We start from the raw sequence: 25,859 nt of genomic DNA on the forward strand, positions 1-25,859 counted from the left end.
GGTCAGGAGCGGGCGGGGTCAGGAGCGGGCGGTGACCGGGGGCTCGGCGGACCAGGGGAACACGATCCACTGGTCGGTGCGCTTCCACACGTAGTCGGGGGAGACCACCGAGCGGGGCTTGGAATAGATCACCGCGGAGCGGACCTCGGCGTCGTAGCGCTGCAGCAGCTGGACCACCAGGTCCAGGGTGCGCCCGGAGTCCGCGACGTCGTCCACCACCAGCAGCTTCTTGCCCGCGATGGACTCGGTGTCCAGCATCGGGGCCAGCAGCACCGGGTCCGGCAGGGTCTCGGCGACGTCCGTGTAGAACTCCACGTTGATCGCGTCCGAGAGCTTCACGCCCAGCGAGTAGGACAGCGCCCCGGCCGGCAGCAGCCCGCCGCGGGCCACCGCGATGATGATGTCCGGGACGAAGCCGGAGTCGGCGATGGTCTGCGCCATCTCCCGGGAGAACGTCCCGAAGGCCTCCCAGGTGAGGATCTCCTTCTCGGGGAGCTCGCTGGAGTCTGCGTGATAAGCCATGGGAAGAGTCTAGACGCCGGGTCGGTACCCTGGAGCCATGAGCACCTCCGCCGCCGTCGATCCCTCCGCCATGCACCTGGCCTCCACACGGGTGGGCTCCGGGCCGCGGCGCGTGGTGTTCCTGCACGGGCTGTTCGGGCGCGGCCGCAACTTCACGAGCATCGCCCGGCAGCTGGGCCAGGAGTGCACGAGCCTGCTGGTGGACCTGCCGGATCACGGCGCCTCGGACTGGGTCCCGGAGATCTCCTACCCCCTGATGGCCGACGCCGTGGCGGCACACCTGCGGGCCGACTTCGCCGCCGATGGCCCCGTGGACGTCGTCGGGCACTCGATGGGCGGGAAGACCGCGATGCAGCTGGCGCTGCGCCACCCGGATCTCGTGCAGCGCCTGGTGGTCATGGACATCGCCCCGGTCCAGCCGCGCGAGACCCGCGGGAACTCCGCCGAGCTGCTGGACGCGCTGCTGGGCCTGGACCTGCAGACCCTGGGCTCCCGGGCCGAGGCCGACGCCGCCCTGCAAGCGGCGATCCCGGCCGACGGCGTGCGCTCCTTCCTCCTGCAGAACCTGCGGCGCGGGGCCGAGGGCTGGGCGTGGCAGCCGGACCTGCGCGGCCTGCGCGAGCGGCTGCCGGTGCTCATGGGCTGGCCCGACACCGACGCCGAGCCGTATCCGGGTCCGGTCCTGTGGATCACGGGGGAGCGCTCCGACTACGTCACCGTCGAGGACCGGGAGCCGATGGCGGCCCTGTTCCCGCGGGTGCGCCGGGTGGTCATCAAGGGCGCCGGGCACTGGGTGCACGCGGATCGCCCGGCCGAGGTGCTCTCCGCCCTGCGGGTCTTCCTGACCTGACCCGCATCCCCCGACCGTCCCGTCCCACCCCGAAGGAGCATCCCCGTGGCCCTGTTCGCCTCACCCCGCATGTCCCTGACCGTCGACCTGCCGCAGGAGCCCGTCCCGGCGGAGCCTGCGGACCCGGAGATGCCGGAGGATCCCTTCGCCGAGCCGAAGCCGGCCCCGAGCCCGGAGTCCCTGCTGATCGCGCTGCGCTCGGAGGAGGCCACCGCCCTGCTGACCGAGCAGAACTGGGCCCCGGCGGAGCAGGCCGCGGATCTCACGGTGCGGGTGGGGGTGCGCCGCTACGTCTACCCGGTCCCGGAGCAGCCCGGGGCGAGAATCGAGTACGTCGCTCTCGGCGAGGGCTCGGAGCGGGGACGGGTGCAGATGACCCTGCGGGTGCCGCGGCGCACGGACGCGGACGGGGCCCGGCGGGCCCTGCGGGGGCTGGCCCGGCTGCTGGAGCGCACCCGCGGGGTGCGCGCGCAGCTGACGGGGCTGGGCCGGGACTGAGACCGCCGACCTCGCCCGATGCTCAGCCGAAGGCCGCGGTGACCTCCCGGAGGAATCCGGCGACGACGCGGCGCTGCTCCTCGGTGAGTCGCTCGGCGGCGGCGAGCATCTGCTCGTGCATCCGGGCCAGTGTGGCGCGCACCTCGCGGTCCCCGCGTTCGGTGGGCACCACCGCCACGGAGCGGCGGTCCTCCGGGTGCGGCACCCGCTCGGCGTAGCCGTCCCGGATCAGCCGATCCACCAGCGCGCTGGCCGAGGCGGCCGTGATCCCCAGGGCCACCGCGATGTCCTTCTGGCGCAGGCTCGCCCCGCGGGACTGGGCCGCCAGCAGGTGACGCAGGGCCTCGATGTCGCGCTCGCCCATGCCCATGTCCCCGCGCACCCGGGTGCGCATGGCGGTCTCGTGGCGGCGGTGGGTGCGCAGCAGGTTCAGGACCTCGACGGCGCTGATCTGGCCCGGCTCGCGGTACCAGTACCCGCTGGGGTCGGCCTCGTCCGCGCTGCGCTGCATGCCTCCGCCTCCTCTCGCGCCGAGCCTCACCCGGAATCTGCGTGATCCCCGCGGAGCACTCCGCCCCGGGGGTCCTCGCCGGGTGCCGCCCCGCGAGACTGTTAGGATAACCAACAGTTAGGATACGATACCAAGCAGACGTCGCGGCCACGGCCGGGCGTCGCCGCCTTCGGAAGCCCTCCGCGGTGTGGAAGCCGCACCGCGACCCCAGGGAGCCCAGCATGACCGAGACCATCCGCGAGGAGCTCGCCGCCGAACCCCGCCCCCACGAGCTCTCCCGGGAGGACCTGCTCCTGCTGCTGTCCCGGGCAGCCGCCCGCGGGATCTCCGTGCGCCCGGCCGTGCACCGGGCCGAGGTCTCCTTCACCGGGCGCCCCGGCGCAGAGCGCGTGGTCATCGAGCTGCTCCTGGCTCCCGGAGAGGACCGCGAACGGATCCTGCGGGAGGCCCGCGAGGAGATCATCCCAGCGCTGGAGGCCATCCTCGGCGAGCCGTTCCTCAGCGCGGACGTCCACTACACTCGGGAGACGCTCCCGGATGCGTCAGCGGATCTCTCGAGCATCGGCTCCGGGGCGGGGACCGGGCTGCTCGCCGCCTGAGCGCGACCCCTCCTCGGACCTCCGCTGACTCCCGGGCGCTGATCTGCCCGATCGCCCGAAGCCGGGGGATCGGCGGACTCCGGAGGTCACCGGGCAGACGCTCGAGCACGCGCCGGGGGAATAATGGTCGGAGAGTCGGCCGTTCCAGGAGGTGAACGGCCCGTCCGCACAGCCCAAGGCAACGGAGGAATCACTGTGACAGCGCCCATCGAGAAGAACGAGAAGTTCGCCGAGTACGCGCACCCGGAGCGGCTGGTCAGCACCGCGTGGGTGGCCGAGCACGGCGGCGACGACGGCGTCGTCGTCGTCGAATCCGACGAGGACGTGCTGCTCTATGAGACCGGGCACATCCCGGGTGCCGTGAAGATCGACTGGCACACCGAGCTCAACGACCCCGTCACCCGCGACTACGTGGACGGCGAGGGCTTCGCCGCCCTGATGTCGCGCAAGGGCATCACCCGGGACACGACCGTGGTCATCTACGGGGACAAGTCCAACTGGTGGGCGGCCTATGCCCTGTGGGTGTTCACCCTCTTCGGCCACGAAGACGTGCGCCTGATGGACGGCGGCCGCGCCAAGTGGCAGGAGGAGGGTCGGGAGATGACCACCGAGACCCCGCGGCCGCAGGAAACCGACTACCCCGTGGTGCAGCGCGAGGACGCCCCCGTGCGGGCCTACCTGCCGCAGGTGCGCGAGGCCATCGGTACGCTGCCGCTGATCGACGTGCGCAGTCCCCAGGAGTACACCGGGGAGCGCACCCACATGCCCGACTACCCCGAGGAGGGGGCCCTGCGCGGCGGGCACATCCCCACCGCCCGGTCCGTGCCCTGGGCCCGGGCGGCCAACGAGGACGGCACCTTCAAGACCGCCGAGCAGCTGCGCCGGATCTACCAGGAGGAGCTCGGGCTCAGCCCGGATCAGGACATCATCGCCTACTGCCGGATCGGGGAGCGCTCCTCGCACACGTGGTTCGTGCTCCAGCACCTGCTGGGCTTCCCCACCGTGCGCAACTACGACGGCTCCTGGACCGAGTGGGGCAACGTGGTCCGGGTGCCGATCGTCAAGGGCGAGCAGCCCGGAGAGGCCGCGTGAGCGCGGGCATGACCCAGCCGAACACCGATTCCCTGCCGCCGGCCCTGGCCGAGATCGTCCGGGACTTCGCCGAACTGGCCCCGCAGGATCGGCTGCAGCTGCTGCTGGAGTTCAGCAACGGGCTGCCCGCCCTGCCGGAGCGCCTGGCGGATCATCCCGAGCTGCTCGAGCCTGTGCCGGAATGCCAGTCGCCGATCTTCCTGCTCACCGAGGTGGAAGACGGGGTGGTCCACCTGTTCTTCTCCGCGCCGCCGGAGGCTCCCACCACCCGCGGCTTCGCGGGGATCCTGCAGGAGGGCCTGGACGGGGCGGATGTGCAGACCGTGCTGTCGGTTCCGGGGGATCTGGCGCTGCGGCTGTCCCTGACCGAGGCGGTCAGCCCCCTGCGGCTGAACGGGATGAGCGGGATGCTGACCCGCATCCAGCGGCAGGTCAGGGAGAAGTCCCAGGGCTGAGCCGCGGGCCGAGGGCTGCCGCATCCGGACCGGCGAGCCTGCGACGGGCCGCGGCGTCGGCAGGCGGTCTCCCGAGGCCGGAGTGCGCTCCTTCACGGTGGTAGCCTGAACTGACATCTCAGGCCTGACCGATCGGGGAGACACCGTGGCCACACAGACGCAGCCGGTTTCCGAGGCGCGCACGGAGGAGGGCCTCAAGCGAGGCCTGCACTCCCGGCACATGCAGATGATCGCGATCGGCGGGGCGATCGGCACCGGCCTGTTCGTGGCCTCCGGCGGCACGATCGCCCAGGCCGGGCCCGGTGGTGCGCTGGTGGCCTACGCCGTCATCGGACTGATGGTGCTGCTGCTCATGCAGTCCCTCGGCGAGCTGGCCGCGCACCTGCCGGTGGCCGGCTCCTTCCAGACCTTCGCCCACCGCTACGTCTCCCCGTCCTTCGGCTTCGCGATGGGCTGGAACTACTGGTTCAACTGGGCGATCACCGTGGCCGCGGAGCTGGTGGCCGCCGGCATCGTCATGGCCTTCTGGTTCCCGCAGGTGCCGGGCTGGGTGTGGGCGGCGGCCTTCCTGGTGCTGCTGACCGGGCTGAACGCCCTCTCGGCCCGCGGATACGGGGAGTCCGAGTTCTGGCTGGCCGGGATCAAGGTGGTCGCGGTGATCGTGTTCCTGATCGCCGGGGTGCTGATGATCTTCGGCGTGCTGGGTGGGACCTCCCCGGGCTTCGCCAACTGGACGACGGGGGAGGCCCCGTTCAAGGGCGGGGTGCTCAGCATCATCTCGGTGTTCATGATCGCCGGGTTCTCCTTCCAGGGAACCGAGATGATCGGGGTGGCCGCCGGCGAGGCGCAGAACCCCCGCCGGGACGTGCCCCGGGCCCTGCGCACGGTGTTCTGGCGCATCATGCTCTTCTACATCGGGGCGATCGTGGTCATCGGCTTCCTGCTGCCGTACACCGACCCGAACCTGCTGGCCTCGGACGCCTCCGAGGTGGCCTCCTCCCCGTTCACGCTGGTCTTCGAGCGGGCGGGGATCGCCTTCGCCGCCTCGCTGATGAACGCCGTCATCCTGGTGGCGATCCTCTCCGCCGGCAACTCGGGGCTGTACGCCTCCACCCGCATGCTGCTGAGCCTGGCCCGGGACGGCCAGGCACCCCGGTTCTTCGCCAAGGTCAACGACCGCGGCGTGCCGATGCGCGCCCTGATGGCCACCTCCGCGGTGGGCCTGATCGGCTTCATCGCCTCCCTGTTCGGACAGGGCGAGGCCTACACGTGGCTGGTGAACATCTCCGGGCTGTCCGGGTTCATCGTCTGGGTGGGGGTGGCGGTGTGCCACTTCCGATTCCGCCGGGCCTACCTCGCCCAGGGCGGGAAGCTCTCGGACCTGCCCTACCGGGCGCCGCTGTTCCCGCTGGGCCCGCTGGTGGCCTTCACGCTGTGCATCGTGGTGATCCTGGGGCAGAACTACGAGGCGGTCTTCGACGGCGAGCTGCTGAAGGTCGCCAGCTCCTACATCGGCCTGCCGATCTTCCTGGCCGTCTGGCTGGGACACAAGGTGCTGACCCGGGACCGGTTGGTGCCCCTGGACCAGGTGGACATCTCCGGGGCCGAGGACCTCGCCAAACGCTGACCCGTCCGGCTGCCATGCCGGCGCCGCCGTCCCGGTGCGGTGGTCTCTTACCACGTCAGATCGCTCTTCCGGTCATCCTGCGCGTTCGCCCTGAGGTGCTGCCCGGGTGTTGACCGGGTCACCGCCCGGGCATAGGTTGAGGGCACGGTAGGCGTTGCCCGGACCCATCTGGGGACCCGACCGTCGCGGACCGTCCGGTCCGCGCCGCGAATGACGAGAGGGTCATGAGATGACGAACCACAGCAGCATCGAATCCCTGCGCAGCGCCACCGTCTACGGCAGCGACGGCGAGAAGATCGGCCGGGTCGGGGAGATCTACCTGGACGACCAGACCGACCAGCCCACCTTCGCCACCGTGCACACCGGCCTGTTCGGCACCAAGGAGACCTTCGTCCCCCTGGACCGGGCCCAGACCACCGACGAGGGCATCACGGTGCCCTACGAGAAGGACTTCATCAAGGGCGCCCCGACCATCGACGACGATGGCTCGCTGAGCCCCGAGGAGGAGCAGCGCCTCTACGAGTACTACTCCATGGACTCCGGGACGCGCCGCGACGACGCCGCCGCCGAGACGCAGGCGCAGACCCGCGGACGCGATCACACCGGCACGGCGGGCACCGCGGCCGCGGGCACCGCGACCGATGACCGCGCCGCCGCAGCCCACGACGGGCACACCCCGGCCGAGGAGCGTGCGGCCCAGCAGCGCGGCACCGCGGTGCAGAACGGCACCGACGGCGTCGCCGCCGACACCCGCGGCGGGCAGACGGCGGGGACGCAGGACGTCGTCGCCCACGAGGAGCGGCTGCGGGCCACCGGGCAGGCCGAGCGCCGCGAGACCGGGCGGGCCCGTCTGCGCAAGCACGTGGTCACCGAGACCGAGACCGTCGAGGTCCCCGTGCGCCGCGAGGAGCTGCACATCCAGCGCGAGAGCATCGACCCCGATTCCCCCGAGGCCAAGGTCGGCGCCGAGGACGCCTTCACCGGCGACGGTGAGGAGACCGTGGTGACCACCTACGAGGAGCGCCCCGTGGTGTCCACCGAGACCGTCGCCACCGAGCGGGTGAGCCTGAACAAGGAGGCCACCGAGTCCACCGAGCGCGTCTCCGGCGAGGTGCGCAAGGAGGAGATCGAGGTGGACGAGGACGGCCGTCCCCGCCGCTGAGCCCTCCGGCCGCCCGCCCCGCTTCCCGCGGCGCGGGCGGCCCCAGGCCCAGACCCCGTCGGACCGCACAGGTCCGGCGGGGTCTGCGCCTGTCCGCATCCCACCAGCACCGCACCCCATCCCGGGAGAAACTCACCGTGCCCTCCACCCCGAGCAGCAGCGACCATCCCGGCCAGCCTGCGGACCCGGAACCCCTCCGGCCCGCAAGCCGCGGCCCCGCAGGATCCCGGGAGATCGATGCCTTCGCCCAGATCGACGCCGCCGCCCTCACCGGGAGGCAGCGATCCCTGATCCTCCTGGCCGTGCTGGCCAATACGGCCGAGTTCTTCGACATGTTCCTCATCGGGTTCATCGTCTCGGACCTGACCAAGCCCTGGGGGCTGACCTTCTGGCAGTCTGCGCTGGTGCTGCTGGCCTCCGGGATCGGCACGATGATCGGCGCGATCCTGTGGGGGAGGGTCTCCGACGTCATCGGGCGCCGGCGCACCCTGGTGGCCACGGTGCTGATCTTCACGGTGTTCACCGGGCTGTCCGTGCTCACCCCGGACGGCGGGTGGGCCCTGCTGGTCGGGCTGCGCCTGCTGGTGGGCATCGGGGTGGGCGGGCTGAACATCGTCTCGATCCCGTGGATCCAGGAGTTCGTGCCGGCTTCCCGGCGCGGGTGGCTGTCCGGACTGGCCTCGGTGTTCATCCCGGTGGGGCTGCTGCTGGGCTCGGTGAGCACGTGGCTGCTGCTGGAGCCGCTGACCTGGCGCGGGCTCATGGCGCTGGGGGCGACGCCGATCCTGCTGGTGGTGTGGATCCTGCGGGTGCCGGAGTCCCCGCGCTTCCTGGCCGCCCGGGGTCGGCAGGACCAGGCCCGGGCCGCCGTCGCCTGGGCCCTGCGCCTGCCGGTGGAGCAGGTGGCACCCGTGCCGGCCGGTGAGCCCGAGCCCGAGCGTCCCGCGCCGTATCGCGAGATCCTCACTCGGCACCGCGGGGTCCTGGCGATCGTCGCGGTGGGCACCTTCTGCTTCGTCACCGGGTCGGTGACCGTGCAGTCCTGGGGCCAGACCCTGCTGGTGCAGGTCCAGGGGATCACCCCCGCCCAGGCGGCCCGGTGGTTCATCGGGATCTCCCTGGCCTCCCTCGTGGGCCGGCTCGCCGCGGCGCGCCTGGCCGACCTCGTCGGCCGGCGCCCGGTGCTGCTGGTGTGCGGGCTGGGCGGGGCCGCGGCGAGCCTGTGGGCCGCGCACGCCGGGTCCGCTCAGCTGGGCCCGGTGGGGGTGTTCTATCTGGCGATGGCGGCGATCATGCTGTTCGGCGACGGCGCCTTCGGCATCCTCAACGCGTACGGGGCGGAGCTGTTCCCGACCCCGGTGCGCGCCAGCGGCTTGGGCCTGGGCTACGGGCTGGGCGCCTGCGGGAAGGTCGTGGGGCCGATGCTGCTGGCCCTGGTCTCCGGCTCCGGGAACCTCGTCAGCCCGGCGGCCACGCAGGCCGCGATCACTCCGGCCTTCACGATCATGGGGGCGCTGCTGGGCCTGGGCGGGCTGACCTACCTGCTGGCACGCGAGACGGCCGGCACCCGTCTGTGAACGGGTGCCGGCCGTCGAGGCCGCCGGGCTCGGTGTCGGGCGATCAGCCCTGGGCGCGGGGGTTGGCCTTCTGGAGGCGGTCGATGTGCTCGGAGGCCTGGGCCTTGGTGAGATCCGCGGGCAGCTCCTCACCGGCCTCCTTGGCCAGGGTGTCCAGGTAGCTGCGCTGGGCGTCGGTCATCGGCTCATCCCCGGTGGTCCACTCCTGCGGCTCCCGCTCCAGGCTGGTGTTCTGCGCGGAGCCCGCGCCGATGGTCTCCTGCTCCGGGCCGTTCCCGGCGGCATTCTGGTTCTCGTGGTTCGTCTCGCTCATGCCTCCCAGAATACGGGCCCGCACGCGGCCGGCGGAGGGGCTCACCCCTCGGCGAACCACCTCCCCCGGTCTTTTCAGATGCGGTGCTCGGTCGATCAGGCGGCCGTGAGCCGATCCATGATCGCGTTCAGCGTCGCGGAGGGACGCATCACCGGCTCGGCCTGCTCATCCTCCGGCCGGTAGTACCCGCCGAGCTCCACCGGCCGCCCCTGCACCTGCAGCAGCTCCTGCTCGATGCTCTCCTGGTTCTCCACCAGCTCCCGGGCGATCCGCTCGAAGCCGCGGGCCAGCTCGGCGTCGGCCTGCTGGTGGGCCAGCTCCTCGGCCCAGTAGCGGGCCAGCCAGTAGTGGCTGCCGCGGTTGTCAATCTCCCCGACCTTCCGGGACGGGGACTTGTTCTCCTCCAGGAAACGGCCGGTCGCCGCATCCAGGGTGTCCGCCAGGACCTTCGCCCGGGCGTTGTCCGTGCTGGAGGCCAGGTGCTCGAAGGAGGCGGCCAGGGCCAGGAACTCGCCGAGGGAGTCCCAGCGCAGGTGGTTCTCCTCCAGCAGCTGCTGCACGTGCTTGGGCGCCGAGCCGCCGGCCCCGGTCTCGAACAGCCCGCCGCCGTTGATCAGCGGGACGATGGACAGCATCTTCGCGGAGGTGCCCAGCTCGAGGATCGGGAACAGGTCCGTCAGGTAGTCGCGCAGCACGTTGCCGGTCACCGAGATGGTGTCCTGACCCTCGCGGATGCGGTCCAGGGAGAACTGGGTGGCCTCCTCCGGGGAGAGGATGCGCAGATCCAGCCCCTCGGTGTCCTCCTCCTTCAGGTACTCGTCCACCTTGGCGATGAGGTTGGCGTCGTGGGCGCGCTGCGGGTCCAGCCAGAACACGGCCGGGGTGTCCGACTCCCGGGCCCGGCGCACGGCCAGCTTGACCCAGTCGCGCACGGGCACGTCCTTGGTCTGGCAGGCCCGCCAGATGTCCCCGGGGTGCACCTCGTGGCTCATCAGCACGTTCCCGGCGGCGTCGAGCACCTCCACGGTGCCCTCGCCCTGGATCTCGAAGGTCTTATCGTGGGAGCCGTACTCCTCGGCCTTCTGGGCCATCAGGCCCACGTTGGGCACCGAGCCCATGGTGGTGGGATCGAAGGCGCCGTTGCGACGGCAGTCCTCGATGACGGTCTGGTAGACCCCGGCGTAGGAGGAGTCCGGGATGACGGCCAGGGTGTCGTGCTCGGCGTCGTCCGCCCCCCACATGTGCCCCGAGGTGCGGATCATCGCCGGCATCGAGGCGTCCACGATGACGTCCGAGGGCACGTGCAGGTTGGTGATGCCCTTGCGGGAGTCCACGTAGGCCAGCGCCGGGCCCTCCTCGAGGCGGCGCTCGATGCCCTCGCGCACCCCGCGGGCGGTGTCCTCATCCAGGGCATCCAGGCCGTTGAGGATCGCAGCCAGGCCGTTGTTGGGGGACAGGCCCGCGGCGGCCAGCTGCTCGCCGTAGGTCTCGAAGACCTCCGCGAAGAAGGCCCGGACCACGTGGCCGAAGATGATCGGGTCGGAGACCTTCATCATCGTGGCCTTCAGGTGCACGGAGAACAGCACGTCCTTCTCGGCCGCGCGGGCCACCTGCTCCCGGAGGAACTCGTCCAGGGCCGCCGCGCGCAGCACCGTGGCGTCCACGATCTCGCCCTCCAGGACCTTCAGACCCTCCTTGAGGACCCGCTGGGTGCCGTCCTGACCGGTGAAGCGGATGGTCAGTCGATCATCGGCGGGCAGCACCACGGACTGCTCGTTGGACTTGAAGTCGTCGTGGCCCATCGTGGCCACGTTGGTCTTGGATTCCGGGGACCAGGCTCCCATGCGGTGCGGGTTCTTGCGGGCGTAGCTCTTCACCGACTGCGGGGCGCGCCGATCCGAGTTGCCCTCGCGCAGCACCGGGTTCACGGCCGAGCCCTTGACCCGGTCGTAGCGCTCGCGGATCTTGGTCTCCTCCTCGGTGCCGGGCTCCTCCGGGTAGTCCGGGAGGTCGTAGCCCTTCTGCTGCAGCTCCGCGATCGCGGCCTTCAGCTGCGGCAGGGAGGCGGAGATGTTCGGCAGCTTGATGATGTTGGCCTCGGGGGTCTGGGCGAGCTGACCCAGCTCGGCCAGGGCGTCGTCCACGCGCTGCTCGGCGGGCAGCCGGTCCGCGAACTGGGCCAGGATGCGCCCGGCGAGGGAGATGTCGCGGGTCTCCACCTCGACGCCGGCGGTGGAGGCGAAGGCCTCCACGATCGGCTTGAACGAGTACGTGGCCAGCAGCGGCGCTTCGTCGGTCTGGGTGTAGATGATCTTTGCCATGAGGCGACATGCTCCCTGCGTCGATGGAGGTTCGGTTCCGCCGGCCAATATACCGGATGTGCGGCCGCTCACCCGGGGTCGGTGCGCTCCGGGCGCCGCGCTTCTGACGCCGCGTTTCGGGCTCGCGTCACGGAACCCGCGCGTCGAGACCCGCGGGCCTAGCGTGGAGGTATGACGAGCTATCGCATCAAGAGGACCTACGACGAGCCGAGTCAGAGCGACGGCGCCCGGGTCCTGGTGGACCGGATCTGGCCGCGCGGGATCGCCAAGGACGCCGCGCGGCTGCGCCAGTGGGCCAAGGACCTGGCGCCCTCCACCGAGCTGCGCGAGTGGTTCGGGCACGACCCCGAGCGCTTCGAGGAGTTCTCCCGCCGCTACCGGGAGGAGCTGCGCGGGACGGAGCAGCAGGCCGCCCTGGACGGGCTGCCCGAAGAGGAGACGGTCACCTTCGTCTACGCCGCGAAGGATGAGGAGCACAACCAGGCCGTGGTGCTGCGGGACTTCTGCCGCCACCGGCGCTGAGCCTGCCTCCTCGCCGCCGCTCCGGGGCGGGCGGGGACGCACAGGGAAGCGGAGCACCGCGGCACAGCCCGAGCACAGCCTTCCTGAGGATCGTGGAGGACATGAACACCACCGCATCCACCACCCCCGTTTCGACCACCCGCCGCGAGGAGCCCGACTTCGGCGCCTCGAAGACCCGGATCACCACCGGCCGGCGGCGGACCTCGCTGCTGCGCCGCCTGAGCGGCGTCGGGGCCATCGCCCTGCTCGCCGTGGGCGGGGTCGGCGCGCTCAGTCCCGCCGAGGCGAGCCAGGCCCACGTGAAGCAGGCCAACTACAGCGTCGTCACCACCGCCACCACCACCACCACCACCACGGAGTCCTCCGCGGCCTCGACCGGGCGCCCCCGGGATTGACGCCGCAGGGCCTCCCGGAGCGGAGTCGGATGACTAGGGTGGAGCCCATGCCGACCATCACCGTCTCCGCCGTGCTGATCACCGACCGCGACGGCCGCTTCCTGTCCGTGCGCAAGCGCGGGACCGCCGCGTTCATGCTCCCGGGCGGCAAACCGGAGCGGGACGAGGCACCGGAGGCCACCGCGGCCCGCGAGATCCGCGAGGAGCTGGGGCTGAGGATCCCGCTCGGTGAGCTCGCCCCGCTGGGTCGCTATGAGACCGCCGCGGCCAACGAGGCTGGACACCGGCTGATCGGGGAGGTCTTCGCCTGGACCGAATCCACCCGGCACGTCGGTCAGCTCGCCCGGCTGAAGCCGCACGCGGAGATCGAGGAGCTGCTGTGGCTGAGCCCGCAGGAGGCGATGACCCGCCCGGACGTGGCGCCGCTGACCCGCGACTGCGTCCTGCCGGGGCTGCCCGGAACTAGAGTGTGAGCCATGACCCAGCCGATCACCTCCCTGGATGACCTGTTCGCCGCGGACCGCCTGACCGGGCTGGACGCCAACCGCCACGGCACCGTGCTGGCCACCGTGCAGTCCCTGGATCCCGACGGCGCCTCCTGGCGCACCGCGGTGCACCTGCTGGCCGCACCGGGAGTCCCCGCCGAGGACCTGCCGCAGGCGCTGACCCAGCCAGGCGCCCGGGCACGCCTGCACGAGGTCGGCGAGGACGGCACCGCGTGGCTGAGCCTGGAGCGCGAGGACGAGGCCGCCGAGGACGATTCCCAGCAGACCCTGTGGGCCCTGCCCCCGCGCGGGGAGGCCCGACCGGTGCTGCGCCGCGCCGGCGGCATCGGGAAGCTGCGGGTGCGGGGCGGTCGTCTCGTGTTCTCCGCCCCGGTGCTGCCCTCGGCGCCGGATGAGGGCGCCCACGACGAGCTCAGCGCCCGCCGTCGGAAGCAGAAGGTCTCCGGGGTGCTGCACGAGTCCTTCCCGGTGCGCTCCTGGGACCACGACCTGGGCCCGGGCGAGCCCGCCCTGTTCACCGCCGACGCCCCCGAGTACGCGGCGCGGAGGATCCGGATGCCCGAGGGCCGCCTCGAGGATTTCGAACCCGACCCGCAGGGCCGCACCGCCGCGGTGGCCGTGTCCGCGGTGCGCCGCGGCATCCACGTGCGCACCGGGGTGTGGCTGGTGGACCTGGAGCACGAATCCGCCCCGCGCCCGCTGGCGCTGCCCGCGGACCCGGAGGCCGAGACCGAGGCGGAATCCACCTCCTTCGCCCCGGGCCCGTTCAGCCCGGACGGGTCCCGGCTGGTGCTGCTGCGGTACCGGGAGTCCCTGCCGGGGCAGTCCCTGAAGGTCTCGGCCGAGGTCCTGGAGCTGGACACGGGCGAGCGCACCCCGGTGGCCCCGCAGCTGGACCGCTGGCCCGAGAACCCGCTCTGGCTGGACGAGCAGACCCTCGTGTTCACCTCGGATGATCGCGGGCGCGGGGCGGTATGGGCCACGCGCGTGGGGCAGCCCTGCGCCCGGCGGCTGACCGAGGAGCAGGCGCACTTCTCCGCGCTGACCGTGACCGGGCCGGGACGCCTGGCGGCCCTGCGCGACGCCGTGGACCATTCGGCCGAGGCCGTGGCCCTGGACGTGCCGGAGGAGGGACCTGCCGAGGTCACCGCCCTGCCGGCAGCGGCCCCGGTGACCCGCGGCGTCGGGCGCCTGGAGGAGGTGAGCACCCGGGCCGACGACGGCGCGACGATCCGGGCCTGGCTGGCCCTGCCGCAGGGGCAGGGGCCGCATCCGCTGCTGGTCTTCGTGCACGGCGGCCCCTGGGGCTCGTGGAACTCCTGGACCTGGCGGTGGAACCCCTGGCCCTTCGTGGCCGCGGGCTACGCGATGCTGCTGCCGGATCCGGCGCTGTCCACCGGCTACGGCCAGGACATGATCGACCGCGGCACGGACGCCCTAGGCGGGCAGCCCTACCGCGACGTCCTGGCCCTGACCGATGCGGCGCAGGAACGGGAGGACGTCGACGCCGAGCGCACCGCGGCTCTGGGCGGCTCCTACGGCGGGTACATGGCCAACTGGCTGGCCGGGCACACCGGGACCCGGTTCCGGTGCATCGTCACCCACGCCTCCCTGTGGGACACCGACGTGATGGCCCGGACCACGGACAACGGCGTGTGGCAGGAGTGGCTGTTCGATCGCGACGGCGCCCAGGGGCCCGAGAACGACCCGAGCCGCTGCGTCGATCGGATCCAGGTGCCGATGCTGGTCATCCACGGGGACCTGGACTACCGGGTGCCCGTCTCCCAGGCGCACCTGCTGTGGGCCGACCTGCGCCGACGCACCGACCCCGGGCTGGGGCACCGCTTCCTGTACTTCCCGGATGAGAACCACTGGGTGCTCAAGCCCGGCAACTCCCGGCTGTGGTACCAGACCGTGCTGGCCTTCGCGGACCGCCACGTGCGCGGGGCGGAATGGGTGCGCCCGGAGCTGCTCGGATGAGTACGGCTCGTGGGATGAGCGGAGCCGACGACGCGAGCCGAGCCGATGACACGAGCGAGCCCGCCGCAGCGGAGGCCGACGGGCACTCGTGCCCGCACCGGTTCGGTCCCGCCGGGGGACCGGAGCGCGATGGCGGCGGGACCGTGCTGGTCACCGGCTTCGAGCCCTTCGGCGGGCTGAGCGAGAACCCCAGCCGCAGTGCGGCCCTGGCCGCGGCGGAGGCCCTGCCGCGGGTGCGCGCCCGGATCCTGCCGGTGGAGTACCGGGCGGCACCGCGGGCCCTCGTCGAGGCGATCCGGGAAGTCCGCCCGGAGACGGTGGTGTGCCTCGGGGTGGCCGTGGGGCGGGAGCAGCTGTGCGTGGAGCGGGTCGCCCTCAACTGCGCCGATGCGCGCATCCCGGACAACACCGGGGCGCAGCCGCGGGATGAGTGGATCGACCCGGCCGCGCCCGCGGCCCTGTTCTCCTCCCTGCCGATCCGGCGGATCCTCCGCACCTGGCAGGAGGTGGGCCTGCCCGCCCGGATCTCGGAGACGGCCGGAACCTATGTGTGCAACCGCGTGATGTTCGAGGCCCTGGCCCGCGCCGAGCGGCTGGCCGTGTCCCGGGCCGGCTTCCTGCACGTCCCGGACACCCGCCAGATGCCCCAGGATCGGATCGACCACGGGGTGCGCCTGGCCGTAGGCAGCCTGCTGGAGGACTGAGGATACGACGAGGCCGCCCGCACCCGGAAGACGCGCTTCCGGGGGCGGGCGGCCTCGGCGTGGACGCGGCAGGCGGCCGGCCGGGGGGGGGGGGACGGCTGCTGCTAGGGCCGGCCGATGTCCTCCGGGGTGTCGAAGCGCTGCCCCTGCGGATTCGACGGCAGGCACATCAGGACCAGCAGGATGATCCCACCGAAGAAGGGGACCAGGCTGAGGAACCAGAAGCCGCCGCTCATGTTCGCATCGTGCAGACGGCGCACCTGCAGGGGGATGGTCAGCAGGCCGAGCACCAGCAGGATCACGGTGGTGATCAGCGTCGTGGCGATGCCGACGCCGCTGAGCCGGACGTCGGTCCCGGAGTAGTAGCCGTACTGGCTGTGCTGGCTGTAGCTGGTGATCTGCTCCGCGGTCGCGGAGGTGATGACCATCATGAGGATCAGCAGCACCGCGCTGAGGAGGGCGAGGGCCAGGGCCACCCACCAGTACTCGGAGCGCGAGGCCCGGCCGTGCCCCTGGAACTTGTAGCCCCACCAGTTCTTTAGGGCCCGGCCCATGCCGACCCCGGGGCGGGGACCTGCGCCCTGGACTTGGGGGCCGCCGTATCCGGCGGGGGCCGTCTGGTAGGCCCCCTGCTGCGGGGATGGCGCGGGGGCGCCGGAGGGTGCGGACGGCTGCCGGGCATCAGGAGAGGGGCGGCCGTGCTGGGGGTTCTCGGTCATGGTGGGTCCTCGGTGCTCGTGGTCGCGGGGCCTTCTCTGCGCCTCCTCCGGCAGACGCCGGCGGCCGGTCCCGCGCTGCTGCGAGACCGGCCGCCGTCGTCCACCGGGGGTGACCGGGATTACTTGCGGTGGTTCAGATAGTAGTCGATCAGCCCGCGGGTGGAGGCGTCCTGTTCGGCCAGGACCTCCCGGTCTCCGGCCACGGCCGGGGTGAGCTGCTGAGCCAGCTGCTTGCCCAGCTCCACGCCCCACTGGTCGAAGGAGTCGATGCCCCAGATGGTGCCCTCCACGAAGGTGATGTGCTCGTACAGGGCGATCAGCTGGCCCAGCACGGACGGGGTCAGCTTCGGGGCCATGATCGAGGTGGTCGGGCGGTTGCCGGAGAACACCCGGGCCGACACCACGGACTCCTCGGTGCCCTCGGCGCGCACCTCCTCGGCGGTCTTGCCGAAGGCCAGGGCCTTGGTCTGAGCGAAGAAGTTCGCCAGGAACACCTCGTGCACGTCGGCGTCGCCGTCGCGGGTGGGGTGCGCGGGCTCGGCGAAGGCCAGGAAGTCCGCGGGGATCAGGCGGGTGCCCTGGTGGATCAGCTGGTAGAAGGCGTGCTGGCCGTTGGTGCCGGGCTCGCCCCAGAAGATCTCCCCGGTCTCGGTGGTCACCGGGGAGCCGTCCCAGCGCACGGACTTGCCGTTGGACTCCATGGTCAGCTGCTGCAGGTAGGCGGGGAAGCGGTGCAGGTGCTGGTCATAGGGCAGCACCGCGTGGGAGTCCGCGCCGCAGAAGTTGACGTACCAGACGTTGATCAGGCCCATCAGCAGCGGCAGGTTGGCCTCGGGTGCTGCGGTGCGGAAGTGCTCGTCCATCGTGTGGAAGCCGGCCAGCAGCTCCTCGAAGACGTCCGGACCCAGCACCACGGCCAGGATGGTGCCGATCGCGGAGTCCACGGAGTAGCGCCCGCCCACCCAGCTCCAGAAGCCGAAGGCGTTGGCGGGGTCGATGCCGAAGGCCTCCACCTTGTCCAGGGCGGTGGACACGGCCACGAAGTGCTTGGCGACCGCCGCGGCGTCGTCCTGGCCGTCAAGGGCGCCGGACTCGCGCAGGCGCTCCAGCAGCCAGGTGCGGCACACCCGGGCGTTGGTCAGGGTCTCCAGGGTGCCGAAGGTCTTGGAGGCCACGATGAACAGCGTGGTCTCCGGGTCCAGGTCCGCCACGGTCTCCGCGGCGTCGGTCGGGTCGATGTTGGAGATGAAGCGGGCGGACAGGCCATCCTGGGCCAGGGGCTTCAGGGCCTCGTAGACCATGACCGGGCCCAGGTCCGAGCCGCCGATGCCGATGTTCACCACGGTCTCGATGCGCTTGCCGCTGATCCCGGTCCACTCCCCGGAGCGCACCCGGTCCGCGAAGTCATAGATGCGGGCGAGCACCGCGTGCACGTCCTCGTCCACGTTCTGCCCGTCCACCTCCAGGGCGGGGGAGGCGCCCTCGGGGCGCCGCAGCGCGGTGTGCAGCACCGCGCGGTCCTCGGTGACGTTGATGTGCTCACCGGAGAACATGGCATCGCGCCGGCCCTCGACGTCGGCGGTGCGGGCCAGCTGGAGCAGCAGGTCCCGGGTCCGCTCGGTGATGAGGTTCTTGGACAGGTCCGCGTAGAGGTCCCCGGCGGTGACGGTGAGCTTCTCGGCGCGCTCGGGATCCTCGGCGAACCAGCCCCGCAGGTCCGGGGTCAGCTCGCGGTGGTGCTCGGCCAGGGCCTGCCAGGCGGAGGACTGGGTGATGTCGGGAAGGTTATCGCTCATGGGGCCATTGTCCTCCCGCGGAGGCCCCGACGCACGGATCCGGTGCCGGATATGACGTGTCTCGGGCGAGGCGCGGGAGCGGGGCGAGTTTGCTCACCCTTTCCGGCGGACGTTTGGAAGCCTGCTGATGGTTGGCTACCGTAGTTCGGTACCCACCCGCGTATCGGGCGGTCGTCGCCCGTGCCCGCAGGGCATCGGCGCGCCGTCTGCGTCCGCGAGGGGCGCTCGCGCGCCCCGCGGGGCGGGTGCGGCAGTCCATCCTCCATCGATCCTGAACCTCGAGGTGCGAATACAGGTGCTCCATGGCTAATTTCCTCACCCGCAAACCCGACCTGAGCGTGGGCGACGTGCCCGACCGGCTGGCCGAGAAGATGAAGCGCGGCAACATCGACAAGCGCGTGTTCATCCCGGCGGCCGTGCTCATGGCCCTGTTCATCGGCATCACCCTGGCGTTCCCCGAGCAGGCCAACGAGGTCTTCTCCGCCCTGCAGACCGACGTCATCGGCTACTTCGGCTGGTACTACACCGCCATCGTCGCCGTGTTCGTGATCTTCGCGCTGTACCTGGGCTTCTCCCGGCTGGGCGACATCAAGCTCGGCCCGGATGATTCCACCCCGGACTACTCCTTCATGACCTGGCTGGCCTTCCTGTTCGCCGCCGGCATGGGCATCGGCCTGGTGTTCTACGGCGCCTCCGAGCCGTTGGCGCACTACCTGGACCCGGCCCCCGAGGTCACCGGCACCCGGGAGCAGGTGGCCCAGGCGGGCATGTCCTACTCCTTCCTGCACTGGGGCCTGCACCCGTGGGCCATCTACGTGATCGTCGGCATGGCCATCGCCTACGCCGCGCACCGGAAGAAGATGCCCCTGTCCATCCGCTTCGCCCTGAAGCCGCTGCTGGGCAAGCGCATCAACGGCGTGTGGGGTGACGTCATCGACGTCGTGGCCCTGGTGGGCGTGCTGTTCGGCGTGGCCACCTCCATGGGCCTGGGCGTCATGCAGATCGCCTCCGGCATGGGCTTCCTGCACGTGGACCTGACCAGCAACTGGGGCTACACCCTCATCATCGTGGTGCTCTCCGCCGTGACCCTGTTCTCCGTGGTCACCGGCCTGGAGAAGGGCATGAAGTGGCTGTCCAACGGCAACCTCATCCTGGCCGCCGTGATCGTGCTGTTCGTGCTGATCATGGGCCCCACCATCTTCCTGCTGCGCGAGTTCGTCCAGTCCATCGGCGCGTACCTGCAGAACGTCATCCAGATGACCTTCTCCACCTTCGCCCTGGACGGGCAGGCGGGCGAGGACTTCGTCGGCGCCTGGACCACGTTCTACTGGGGCTGGTGGATCTCCTGGTCCGCCTTCGTGGGCATGTTCATCGCCCGCGTCTCCCGCGGGCGCACCGTGCGCGAGTTCGTCTTCGCGGTGCTGCTGGTGCCGGCCGCGATGTCCTTCTTCTGGTTCGCCGTGATGGGCGGGACCGCCCTGCACCAGGAGCTGTTCGGCGAGGGCGGCCTGGCCGACCTGTCCAGCGACTCGGTGCTGTTCACCATGCTCCAGGACCTGCCGGCCTCCACCGCCCTGATCATCGGCTGCGTGATCCTGATCATCGTGTTCTTCGTGACCTCGGCGGACTCCGGTGCGCTGGTGCTGGGCATGATCTCCTCCTCCGGTTCACCCAACCCCAAGACCTGGGTGCGGGTGTTCTGGGTGTTCGTGGCCGGCGGCACCGCCACCGCCCTGCTGTGGGCGGGCGGCACGGATTCGCTGAACGCCATCCAGACGGTCTCCATCCTCACGGCCCTGCCGTTCTCCGTGGTGATCTGCCTGATGTGCATCTCCCTGTTCAAGTCGCTGAGCGAGGAGCACAACCTGTACGTGCGCGCCCAGCGGCGTCAGGTGCGCCAGGAGCTCACCGAGGAGATCTCGGAGACCGTGAACGGGCGCATGGTGGAGAACCTCGCGCAGCTGGAGGAGCAGCTGGGCGAGCGCAACGCGACGGTGGCGGCCAGCCCCGACGATCCCTCCGTGGATCACGACTGGACCTCCACCTTCGCCCGGCGCACCCAGGTGGCGCGCCCGGGGGAGCGGACCCGGCGTCGCCGTCAGCAGCGTGAGCAGGGATCGGACTCCTGATCCGACCCCGACGCGCCTGATCCGCCGGTGAGTCCGAAGGGTCCGCCGTCGCCCACCCCAGCGGGGGAGGGCGCCGGCGGGCCCTTCGGCGTCGCCGGGGACGTCGGATGACGCCGAGGCGACATGCGAACGTCGCCGGTTACACGCCGGCAACGAAGTTGGTTTACGATACTCACATATGTGTTGCCCTTCACATGGCATCGGCCACCGCTGAGCCACGGGATGGACCGCCGACGGCGGGTGCGGCACACCCACCACGAGTCACTTCGTACGACCCCTCTAGGAGGCGAAATGCGCTTCTCCCGCATTTCCAAGGCCCTCGGCGTCGCGGCGGTCTCCGCCCTCGCCCTCTCCGCCTGCGCATCGACCGACAACGGCGGCGACGACGGGGACAGCGGCTCCACCAAGTCCATCTCGGTGGCCGAGCTGAACACCTTCTCGTCCCTGAACACCGATTCCTCGGCCGGCAACTCGGACATCAACAAAAAGATCGCCACGGCCACCCACAACGGCTTCTACTCGATCACGGACCAGCTCGAGGTCAAGCACAACGACGACTTCGGCAGCTTCGAGAAGATCTCCGACAACCCCCTGAAGGTCAAGTACACGGTCAACGAGGACCAGCAGTGGTCCGACGGCAACAAGATCGACAAGGGCGATCTGCTGCTGGCCTGGGCCTCCCAGTCCGGGCACTTCAACGGCGAGGGCGACGACGGCGAGCAGTTCTTCGACTACGCCGGGGACAGCGAGGGCCTGGGTCTGACCGACATGCCGGAGTTCAGTGATGACGGACGCACCATGACCCTGACCTACTCCAAGCCGTACATCGACTGGGAGACCGCCTTCGACGTCGGCCTGCCCGCCCACGTCGTGGCCAAGAAGGCCGGGATGAGCGAGGACGACCTCGTGAACACCCTGACCTCCGCCAAGCCGGGGGAGAAGAACGAGCAGCTGTCCAAGATCGCGGATGCCTGGAACACCGGCTTCGACACCACCAAGATGCCCGATGACAAGGACCTGCTGGTCGCCAGCGGCCCCTACAAGATCAAGGACATCGTCGAGAACCAGTCCGTGACCCTGGAGAAGAACGACAAGTACACCGGGGACGCCCCCAAGATCGACGAGATCACGATGCGCTCGATCGGCGACGCCAACGGCCAGCTCCAGGCCCTGAACAACGGCGAGGTGCAGGTCATCTCCCCGCAGGCGAACGTGGACACGATCCAGCAGCTCAAGGACGCCGACGGAGTCAAGACCCTCACCGGCGACCAGCTCCTCTACGATCACGTGGACCTGAACTTCAACTCCGAGGTGTTCAAGGACGAGAACACCCGCAAGGCCTTCCTGCTGACCATCCCGCGGCAGTCCATCGTGGACAAGCTGATGAAGCCGATGAACTCCGATGCCGAGGTCCTGGACTCCCAGGTCTACGTGAACTCCCAGGACGAGTACAAGGACGCGGTGGAGAAGAACGACTCCAGCGAGTACCCCTCGGATGACATGGACGCCAACATCAACCAGGCCAAGGAGCTGCTCGGCGGCAAGACCCCGACCGTGCGCCTGCTGTACAACTCCGGCAACAAGGCCCGCGCGGACGTCTTCCAGATGATCCAGGAATCCGCCAAGAAGGCGGGGTTCAACGTGGAGGACCTCGGAGCCGCGGACTGGTCGAAGAAGCTGCCGGGCGGTGACTACGATGCCTCCCTGTTCGGCTGGACCTCCTCGGGTGTGGGCCACTCCTCCTTCGGGCAGATCTTCGCCGCGGGCGGCGGGGGCAACTACAACGGCTACGACAACGAGGACGTCAACAAGAAGGCTGACGAGATCCGCACCACCGTCGGGGACGACGACAAGGTCAAGGACCTCGCCATCGGCATCGACAAGGATCTGTTCGATGATTCCTACGGCCTCCCCCTGTTCCAGCAGGCCGGCGTCGTGGGAGTGAAGGACAACGTGGAGAACGTGACCTTCAACCCCGGAAGCACCCAGGTGTGGTGGAACGTCGAGAAGTGGGACATCAAAAACTGATCCCGTCCTGAACCCACCTCGCACCGTCGCGAGCACGTGACGAACCGGCCGGCACCCCAGGGAGCCCGGCCGCACCGGGCGGGCGTCACCGGCGAGAAGCCGCCGCTGACGCCCGCCATCGCGCTTGCGATGCCCGCTTCCCTCCCACCCCACGGATGCCGCCATGCTGATGTACACCGTCCGAAGGCTCGTGGCCGCGGTACTGATCCTGTTCGCCGCCACGTTCCTCGTCTACGTTCTGGTCACCTACGCCGGTGACCCCCTCCAGGAGTTCCGCGAGAACCCCTCGCCCACCGCTCAGTCCCAGATGCTCGCCCGCGAGAAAGCCCTGCATCTGGACGTTCCCCTGATCCCGCGCTACTTCATGTGGCTCGGCGGGGCCCTGGGCTGCCTCAACCCGCTGGGCACCACCTGCGACCTGGGCACCACCTTCCAGGGCCAGGCCGTGACCGATGCCCTCAAGGGCGCGATCGCGCAGACCCTGACCCTGATCACCGCCTCCACGATCCTGGCGATCATCATCGGCGTGGCCCTCGGCGTGGTCGCCGCGCTGCGGCAGTACTCCACCCTGGACTACGGCATCACCTTCCTCGCCTTCGTCTGCTACTCCCTGCCCTCCTTCTGGATCGCGGTGCTGCTCAAGCAGTACGGGGCCATCGGCTTCAACAACTTCCTGCGCAATCCCACGATCGGGGTGGTCAGCGCAGCGGTCGTGGGGCTCGTCGCCGGGATCATCTGGTTCCTCGCCTCCTACGGCAGGATGCGCACCCGGGTCCTGCTGGGGCTCTTCGGCTTCGCGCTGACCTTCGCGATCCTCATCTTCCTCAGCGTGACCCGCTGGTTCGCCCGCCCCTCCCTGGGCCTGCCGCTGATCGCGATCCTCGGGGTGCTCACGGCGGTGGCCTTCACCTTCCTCCTGGCCGGGCTGCGCAACCGCACGGCCCTGTACGCCGGGATCGCCTCGGTCGTCGTCGGCCTGGCTCTCTACTTCCCGATCCAGCCGCTGCTGGACCGCGCGACGTGGCTGATGATGCTCCTGCTGGGCATCCTCACCCTGCTGATCGGCGCCGGGATCGGCTGGGTCGTCGGACGGCTGCGCAAGACCTACGACCTCGGCCAGTCCATCAAGGTGGCCATGTGGACCGCGTTCATCGTCGCCGGCCTGACCGTGCTGGACCGGTTCATGCAGTCCTGGCCCACCTACATGCGCGACGGCCGGATCTCCGGGCGTCCCATCGCCACCGCCAACTCAGCGACCCCCGGCATGTCCGGGGACTTCTGGATCACCGGGATCGACAGCTACACCCACCTCATCCTGCCGACCATCGCCCTGACCCTGCTGGCCCTGGCCTCCTACTCCCGGTACTCCCGAGCCTCGATGCTGGAGATCATGTCCCAGGACTACATCCGCACCGCCCGGGCTAAGGGCGTCTCGGAGCGCTCCGTGGTGGTCAAGCACGCCTTCCGCAACGCGCTGATCCCGCTGGCCACCCTCGTGGCCTTCGACATCGGCGGCATCATCGGCGGCGCGGTCATCACGGAGAAGGTGTTCGGCTTCTCGGGCATGGGGAACCTGTTCAACGACTCCCTGGGCCAGCTGGACATCTACCCGATCATGGGCTTCTTCCTGATCACCGGCATCACCGCCATGGTCTTCAATCTCGTCGCGGACCTGCTCTACTCGGTCCTCGACCCGCGCGTGAGGGTGAAAGCATGAGCGCCACGAAAGCATCGCAGGCTCCGGAGCCGAAGGAGCCGACCACCGAGACCCGCGAGATGCGCCTGGAGAAGGTCCAGCCCGACGCGGAGACCAAGGGGCTCAGCCAGGGCCAGATCGTCCGCAAGCGCTTCATGGGCAACAGCGGGGCCATCGCCTCCCTGGTGATCCTGTTCCTGATCATCGTCCTGGCGTACTCCTCGATCGGCTTCGGCCCGATCCCCGGCTGGTGGAAGTACGACTACTCCGAGATGATGCCCGTCACCAACGGCGGCAAGCCCACCATCGGGCTCTTCCATCTCGGTGAGCACCCCTTCGGGCAGGACACCACCGGGCGCGACCTGTTCGCCATGGTCATGCGCGGAACGCAGACCTCGCTGTTCGTGATGGTCATCGTCGGCCTGGTCGCCGGGGTGATCGGCGTCGTCATCGGCGGCGTCTCCGGGTACTTCCGCGGCTGGGTCGAGGCCGTGCTGATGCGTCTGACCGACATCGTCATCATCATCCCGCTGCTGGTGCTCACCGCGGTCCTCGGGCAGATGGTCATCAGCCACCTGCCGCAGGGCCCGCAGCGGATCACCGCGCTGGCGCTGCTGATCGGCCTGGCGGCCTGGACGGGCCTGGCCCGCCTGGTGCGCGGGGAGTTCCTCTCCCTGCGCGAGCGGGAGTTCGTCGACGCCGCCCGCCTGGCCGGGGCCTCCGCCCCGCGGATCATCTTCAAGCACATCCTGCCCAACGCGGTTGGGGTGATCATCGTGAATGTGACCCTGCTGATGGCCTCGGCGATCCTCATCGAGACCTCGCTGTCCTACATCGGGTACGGCGTGCAGTCCCCGGACGTGTCCCTGGGCTCCCTGATCAGCGCCAACGAGTCCGCCTTCGCGACCCGCTCCTGGCTGTTCTGGTACCCGGGCCTGTTCATCGTCGTGATCTGCCTGTGCATCAACTTCATCGGCGATGGCCTGCGCGATGCCTTCGATCCGCGGCAGAAGAAGTTCAACCCGCGTCGGGCCAAGACCGTGACCGCCCACTCCGCGGAGAACGGGCTGGACCCGGACGGGCGCGTGGACGTGGATCTGCAGAGCGAGCAGCCGGTGCGCGACGTCGGACCGGGCAAGAACGCCTAGGCACCGGAGAGCGTCGATGCGTTCACAGCAGCAGGCCCGCCGCGGCCGCCGCGGCGAGCACCGCCAGGATCACCAGCTGGGTGGTGTTGGCGGTGCTGACCGGCTCCGCCTCCTCCCGCAGGGTCCCCGCCTCCACCTGCTCCTGCCAGTGGCCGCGGATGACCTCCGCGGCCCGGCCGGAGGCGGTGGAGCGCAGGTCGCTGGGCATGAGGCTCGCGCCCTCGCCGCGGAAGCCCAGGTGCGGATCATCCGGCATGTGGGCGGTGCGCTGCCCCCACACCGCGGTGGCCGCCCCGCCGGCGGGTGCGCCTACTGCCTGGATGCGCCGGTGCCGGGTCACCAGGCGCAGCCCGTACCGGGTCTGCACGTCGATCAGGTCCGAGTAGCCCAGTCGGTGCGTGCGCACCGGGTTGACCACGGTGATCTCCTCCTGGCTCAGCCGCACGCACGGCCAGGCCAGGAACCACCAGATCAGGTAGCCCAGGAACGCGCACGGCCCGAAGGCCCGCAGCCCGGCCGCGGCGCCGTCGTGCACCGTCACGCTGATCAGCAGCCCCGCCAGCACCAGCTCCACCAGCACCACCAGGACCAGCATGGGACGGGAGCGCAGGGTCGCCCCCTCCTCCCGCAGATATCTCGTCGCCATGCCCACATCGTCCCAGACCCGACCCGCCCCGGCCACCGCCGCGCCGGTCGGCTCCACCCGTAG

At 70.5% G+C, this 25,859-nt stretch carries 24 protein-coding genes; 17 read left to right on the forward strand and 7 right to left on the reverse strand.

The genetic code is table 11. The annotated features are described in order from the left end of the window. Window positions 1-18 precede the first annotated feature (18 nt). Window positions 19-522 carry a phosphoribosyltransferase gene (locus tag NQ707_RS01010; RefSeq protein WP_404434213.1) on the reverse strand — a complete coding sequence of 168 codons (504 nt, stop codon included), beginning with the start codon at window positions 520-522 and terminating at the stop codon, window positions 19-21. Window positions 523-559: 37 nt separating this feature from the next. Between NQ707_RS01010 and NQ707_RS01015 the strand changes: the two genes are divergently transcribed. Both NQ707_RS01015 and NQ707_RS01020 read left to right on the forward strand, forming a co-directional pair. Next, window positions 560-1,372 (forward strand): alpha/beta fold hydrolase, encoded by an 813-nt coding sequence (locus tag NQ707_RS01015; RefSeq protein WP_404434215.1) that lies wholly within the window; start codon window positions 560-562, stop codon window positions 1,370-1,372. A 45-nt stretch (window positions 1,373-1,417) separates the two neighbouring features. Then, window positions 1,418-1,870 (forward strand): hypothetical protein, encoded by a 453-nt coding sequence (locus tag NQ707_RS01020; RefSeq protein WP_404434217.1) that lies wholly within the window; start codon window positions 1,418-1,420, stop codon window positions 1,868-1,870. Window positions 1,871-1,892: 22 nt separating this feature from the next. Here NQ707_RS01020 and NQ707_RS01025 read toward each other — a convergent pair whose 3' ends face one another. After that, window positions 1,893-2,381: a MarR family winged helix-turn-helix transcriptional regulator gene (locus NQ707_RS01025; RefSeq protein ID WP_055684491.1), complete on the reverse strand. Its 489-nt coding sequence runs from the start codon at window positions 2,379-2,381 to the stop codon at window positions 1,893-1,895. Between the two features lie 221 nt (window positions 2,382-2,602). Between NQ707_RS01025 and NQ707_RS01030 the strand changes: the two genes are divergently transcribed. From NQ707_RS01030 to NQ707_RS01055, 6 genes are all read left to right on the forward strand, one after another. Further along, window positions 2,603-2,980: a hypothetical protein gene (locus tag NQ707_RS01030; protein ID WP_404434220.1), complete on the forward strand. Its 378-nt coding sequence runs from the start codon at window positions 2,603-2,605 to the stop codon at window positions 2,978-2,980. Window positions 2,981-3,175: 195 nt separating this feature from the next. Beyond that, complete coding sequence (locus tag NQ707_RS01035; protein ID WP_055684489.1) at window positions 3,176-4,072, forward strand: sulfurtransferase; 897 nt, start codon at window positions 3,176-3,178, stop codon at window positions 4,070-4,072. A gap of 8 nt (window positions 4,073-4,080) precedes the next feature. Beyond that, a complete protein-coding gene (locus NQ707_RS01040) occupies window positions 4,081-4,527 on the forward strand; it encodes a SufE family protein (protein WP_058731359.1) in 447 nt (148 codons plus the stop codon). A gap of 220 nt (window positions 4,528-4,747) precedes the next feature. Beyond that, on the forward strand, window positions 4,748-6,154 hold the full coding sequence (locus NQ707_RS01045) for an amino acid permease (protein ID WP_404434399.1): 1,407 nt from the start codon (window positions 4,748-4,750) through the stop codon (window positions 6,152-6,154). Window positions 6,155-6,383: 229 nt separating this feature from the next. Continuing rightward, window positions 6,384-7,316 (forward strand): DUF2382 domain-containing protein, encoded by a 933-nt coding sequence (locus NQ707_RS01050; RefSeq protein ID WP_055684487.1) that lies wholly within the window; start codon window positions 6,384-6,386, stop codon window positions 7,314-7,316. A gap of 137 nt (window positions 7,317-7,453) precedes the next feature. Beyond that, window positions 7,454-8,893, forward strand: a complete 1,440-nt coding sequence (locus NQ707_RS01055; protein WP_404434226.1) for an MFS transporter — start codon at window positions 7,454-7,456, stop codon at window positions 8,891-8,893. Window positions 8,894-8,936: 43 nt separating this feature from the next. Here the strand turns inward: NQ707_RS01055 and NQ707_RS01060 are convergent, their stop codons facing one another. Next, window positions 8,937-9,206: a DUF3072 domain-containing protein gene (locus NQ707_RS01060; RefSeq protein ID WP_055684486.1), complete on the reverse strand. Its 270-nt coding sequence runs from the start codon at window positions 9,204-9,206 to the stop codon at window positions 8,937-8,939. A 95-nt stretch (window positions 9,207-9,301) separates the two neighbouring features. After that, window positions 9,302-11,527 carry an NADP-dependent isocitrate dehydrogenase gene (locus NQ707_RS01065; RefSeq protein ID WP_404434229.1) on the reverse strand — a complete coding sequence of 742 codons (2,226 nt, stop codon included), beginning with the start codon at window positions 11,525-11,527 and terminating at the stop codon, window positions 9,302-9,304. Window positions 11,528-11,698: 171 nt separating this feature from the next. Here NQ707_RS01065 and NQ707_RS01070 point away from each other — a divergent pair, with 171 nt between their 5' ends. The 5 genes from NQ707_RS01070 to NQ707_RS01090 all read left to right on the forward strand — a co-directional run bounded on the left by NQ707_RS01070 (window position 11,699) and on the right by NQ707_RS01090 (window position 15,634). Next, entirely contained in the window at window positions 11,699-12,049 is a 351-nt protein-coding gene (locus NQ707_RS01070) for a DUF488 domain-containing protein (protein WP_404434232.1), read from the forward strand. Window positions 12,050-12,150: 101 nt separating this feature from the next. Beyond that, on the forward strand, window positions 12,151-12,444 hold the full coding sequence (locus NQ707_RS01075; RefSeq protein WP_131797925.1) for a hypothetical protein: 294 nt from the start codon (window positions 12,151-12,153) through the stop codon (window positions 12,442-12,444). Between the two features lie 47 nt (window positions 12,445-12,491). Continuing rightward, entirely contained in the window at window positions 12,492-12,917 is a 426-nt protein-coding gene (locus tag NQ707_RS01080; RefSeq protein ID WP_064724936.1) for an NUDIX domain-containing protein, read from the forward strand. Window positions 12,918-12,920: 3 nt separating this feature from the next. Continuing rightward, on the forward strand, window positions 12,921-14,930 hold the full coding sequence (locus NQ707_RS01085) for an alpha/beta fold hydrolase (protein WP_358292911.1): 2,010 nt from the start codon (window positions 12,921-12,923) through the stop codon (window positions 14,928-14,930). Between the two features lie 14 nt (window positions 14,931-14,944). Further along, entirely contained in the window at window positions 14,945-15,634 is a 690-nt protein-coding gene (locus NQ707_RS01090; RefSeq protein WP_404434238.1) for a pyroglutamyl-peptidase I, read from the forward strand. A gap of 104 nt (window positions 15,635-15,738) precedes the next feature. On the opposite strand, the gene NQ707_RS01095 is transcribed toward NQ707_RS01090, so the two are convergent. Together NQ707_RS01095 and pgi are read right to left on the reverse strand one after the other, a co-directional pair. Continuing rightward, on the reverse strand, window positions 15,739-16,353 hold the full coding sequence (locus NQ707_RS01095) for a DUF805 domain-containing protein (RefSeq protein ID WP_058743725.1): 615 nt from the start codon (window positions 16,351-16,353) through the stop codon (window positions 15,739-15,741). A gap of 119 nt (window positions 16,354-16,472) precedes the next feature. Further along, entirely contained in the window at window positions 16,473-18,149 is a 1,677-nt protein-coding gene (gene pgi / locus NQ707_RS01100) for a glucose-6-phosphate isomerase (RefSeq protein WP_061225076.1), read from the reverse strand. 302 nt (window positions 18,150-18,451) lie between these two features. Here pgi and NQ707_RS01105 point away from each other — a divergent pair, with 302 nt between their 5' ends. The 4 genes from NQ707_RS01105 (at window position 18,452) to NQ707_RS01120 (ending at window position 25,150) form a co-directional block, all read left to right on the forward strand. Further along, window positions 18,452-20,278, forward strand: coding sequence for a BCCT family transporter (locus NQ707_RS01105; RefSeq protein WP_100463099.1), 1,827 nt, complete (start codon window positions 18,452-18,454; stop codon window positions 20,276-20,278). A 291-nt stretch (window positions 20,279-20,569) separates the two neighbouring features. Further along, window positions 20,570-22,306, forward strand: coding sequence for an ABC transporter family substrate-binding protein (locus tag NQ707_RS01110; protein WP_404434245.1), 1,737 nt, complete (start codon window positions 20,570-20,572; stop codon window positions 22,304-22,306). 163 nt (window positions 22,307-22,469) lie between these two features. Continuing rightward, entirely contained in the window at window positions 22,470-24,023 is a 1,554-nt protein-coding gene (locus NQ707_RS01115) for an ABC transporter permease (protein WP_100463096.1), read from the forward strand. Then, on the forward strand, window positions 24,020-25,150 hold the full coding sequence (locus tag NQ707_RS01120) for an ABC transporter permease (protein ID WP_404434248.1): 1,131 nt from the start codon (window positions 24,020-24,022) through the stop codon (window positions 25,148-25,150). Before NQ707_RS01115 ends, NQ707_RS01120 begins: the two co-directional genes overlap by 4 nt. 22 nt (window positions 25,151-25,172) lie before the next feature. Here NQ707_RS01120 and NQ707_RS01125 read toward each other — a convergent pair whose 3' ends face one another. Then, complete coding sequence (locus NQ707_RS01125) at window positions 25,173-25,796, reverse strand: hypothetical protein (protein ID WP_404434251.1); 624 nt, start codon at window positions 25,794-25,796, stop codon at window positions 25,173-25,175. Between the last annotated feature and the right edge of the window lie 63 nt (window positions 25,797-25,859).

Origin of the sequence: Rothia sp. BD8, assembly GCF_044878465.1 — a bacterium.
GTDB lineage: Bacteria > Actinomycetota > Actinomycetes > Actinomycetales > Micrococcaceae > Rothia > Rothia kristinae.

Coding starts and splice junctions, on each gene's coding strand:
- NQ707_RS01010 (WP_404434213.1), bottom strand. CDS start 522: ATGGCTTATCACGCAGACTCCAGCGAGCTCCCCGAGAAGGAGATCCTC.
- NQ707_RS01015 (WP_404434215.1), top strand. CDS start 560: ATGAGCACCTCCGCCGCCGTCGATCCCTCCGCCATGCACCTGGCCTCC.
- NQ707_RS01025 (WP_055684491.1), bottom strand. CDS start 2,381: ATGCAGCGCAGCGCGGACGAGGCCGACCCCAGCGGGTACTGGTACCGC.
- NQ707_RS01030 (WP_404434220.1), top strand. CDS start 2,603: ATGACCGAGACCATCCGCGAGGAGCTCGCCGCCGAACCCCGCCCCCAC.
- NQ707_RS01040 (WP_058731359.1), top strand. CDS start 4,081: ATGACCCAGCCGAACACCGATTCCCTGCCGCCGGCCCTGGCCGAGATC.
- NQ707_RS01045 (WP_404434399.1), top strand. CDS start 4,748: ATGCAGATGATCGCGATCGGCGGGGCGATCGGCACCGGCCTGTTCGTG.
- NQ707_RS01050 (WP_055684487.1), top strand. CDS start 6,384: ATGACGAACCACAGCAGCATCGAATCCCTGCGCAGCGCCACCGTCTAC.
- NQ707_RS01060 (WP_055684486.1), bottom strand. CDS start 9,206: ATGAGCGAGACGAACCACGAGAACCAGAATGCCGCCGGGAACGGCCCG.
- NQ707_RS01065 (WP_404434229.1), bottom strand. CDS start 11,527: ATGGCAAAGATCATCTACACCCAGACCGACGAAGCGCCGCTGCTGGCC.
- NQ707_RS01070 (WP_404434232.1), top strand. CDS start 11,699: ATGACGAGCTATCGCATCAAGAGGACCTACGACGAGCCGAGTCAGAGC.
- NQ707_RS01075 (WP_131797925.1), top strand. CDS start 12,151: ATGAACACCACCGCATCCACCACCCCCGTTTCGACCACCCGCCGCGAG.
- NQ707_RS01080 (WP_064724936.1), top strand. CDS start 12,492: ATGCCGACCATCACCGTCTCCGCCGTGCTGATCACCGACCGCGACGGC.
- NQ707_RS01085 (WP_358292911.1), top strand. CDS start 12,921: ATGACCCAGCCGATCACCTCCCTGGATGACCTGTTCGCCGCGGACCGC.
- NQ707_RS01090 (WP_404434238.1), top strand. CDS start 14,945: ATGAGCGGAGCCGACGACGCGAGCCGAGCCGATGACACGAGCGAGCCC.
- NQ707_RS01095 (WP_058743725.1), bottom strand. CDS start 16,353: ATGACCGAGAACCCCCAGCACGGCCGCCCCTCTCCTGATGCCCGGCAG.
- pgi (WP_061225076.1), bottom strand. CDS start 18,149: ATGAGCGATAACCTTCCCGACATCACCCAGTCCTCCGCCTGGCAGGCC.
- NQ707_RS01105 (WP_100463099.1), top strand. CDS start 18,452: ATGGCTAATTTCCTCACCCGCAAACCCGACCTGAGCGTGGGCGACGTG.
- NQ707_RS01110 (WP_404434245.1), top strand. CDS start 20,570: ATGCGCTTCTCCCGCATTTCCAAGGCCCTCGGCGTCGCGGCGGTCTCC.
- NQ707_RS01115 (WP_100463096.1), top strand. CDS start 22,470: ATGCTGATGTACACCGTCCGAAGGCTCGTGGCCGCGGTACTGATCCTG.
- NQ707_RS01120 (WP_404434248.1), top strand. CDS start 24,020: ATGAGCGCCACGAAAGCATCGCAGGCTCCGGAGCCGAAGGAGCCGACC.
- NQ707_RS01125 (WP_404434251.1), bottom strand. CDS start 25,796: ATGGCGACGAGATATCTGCGGGAGGAGGGGGCGACCCTGCGCTCCCGT.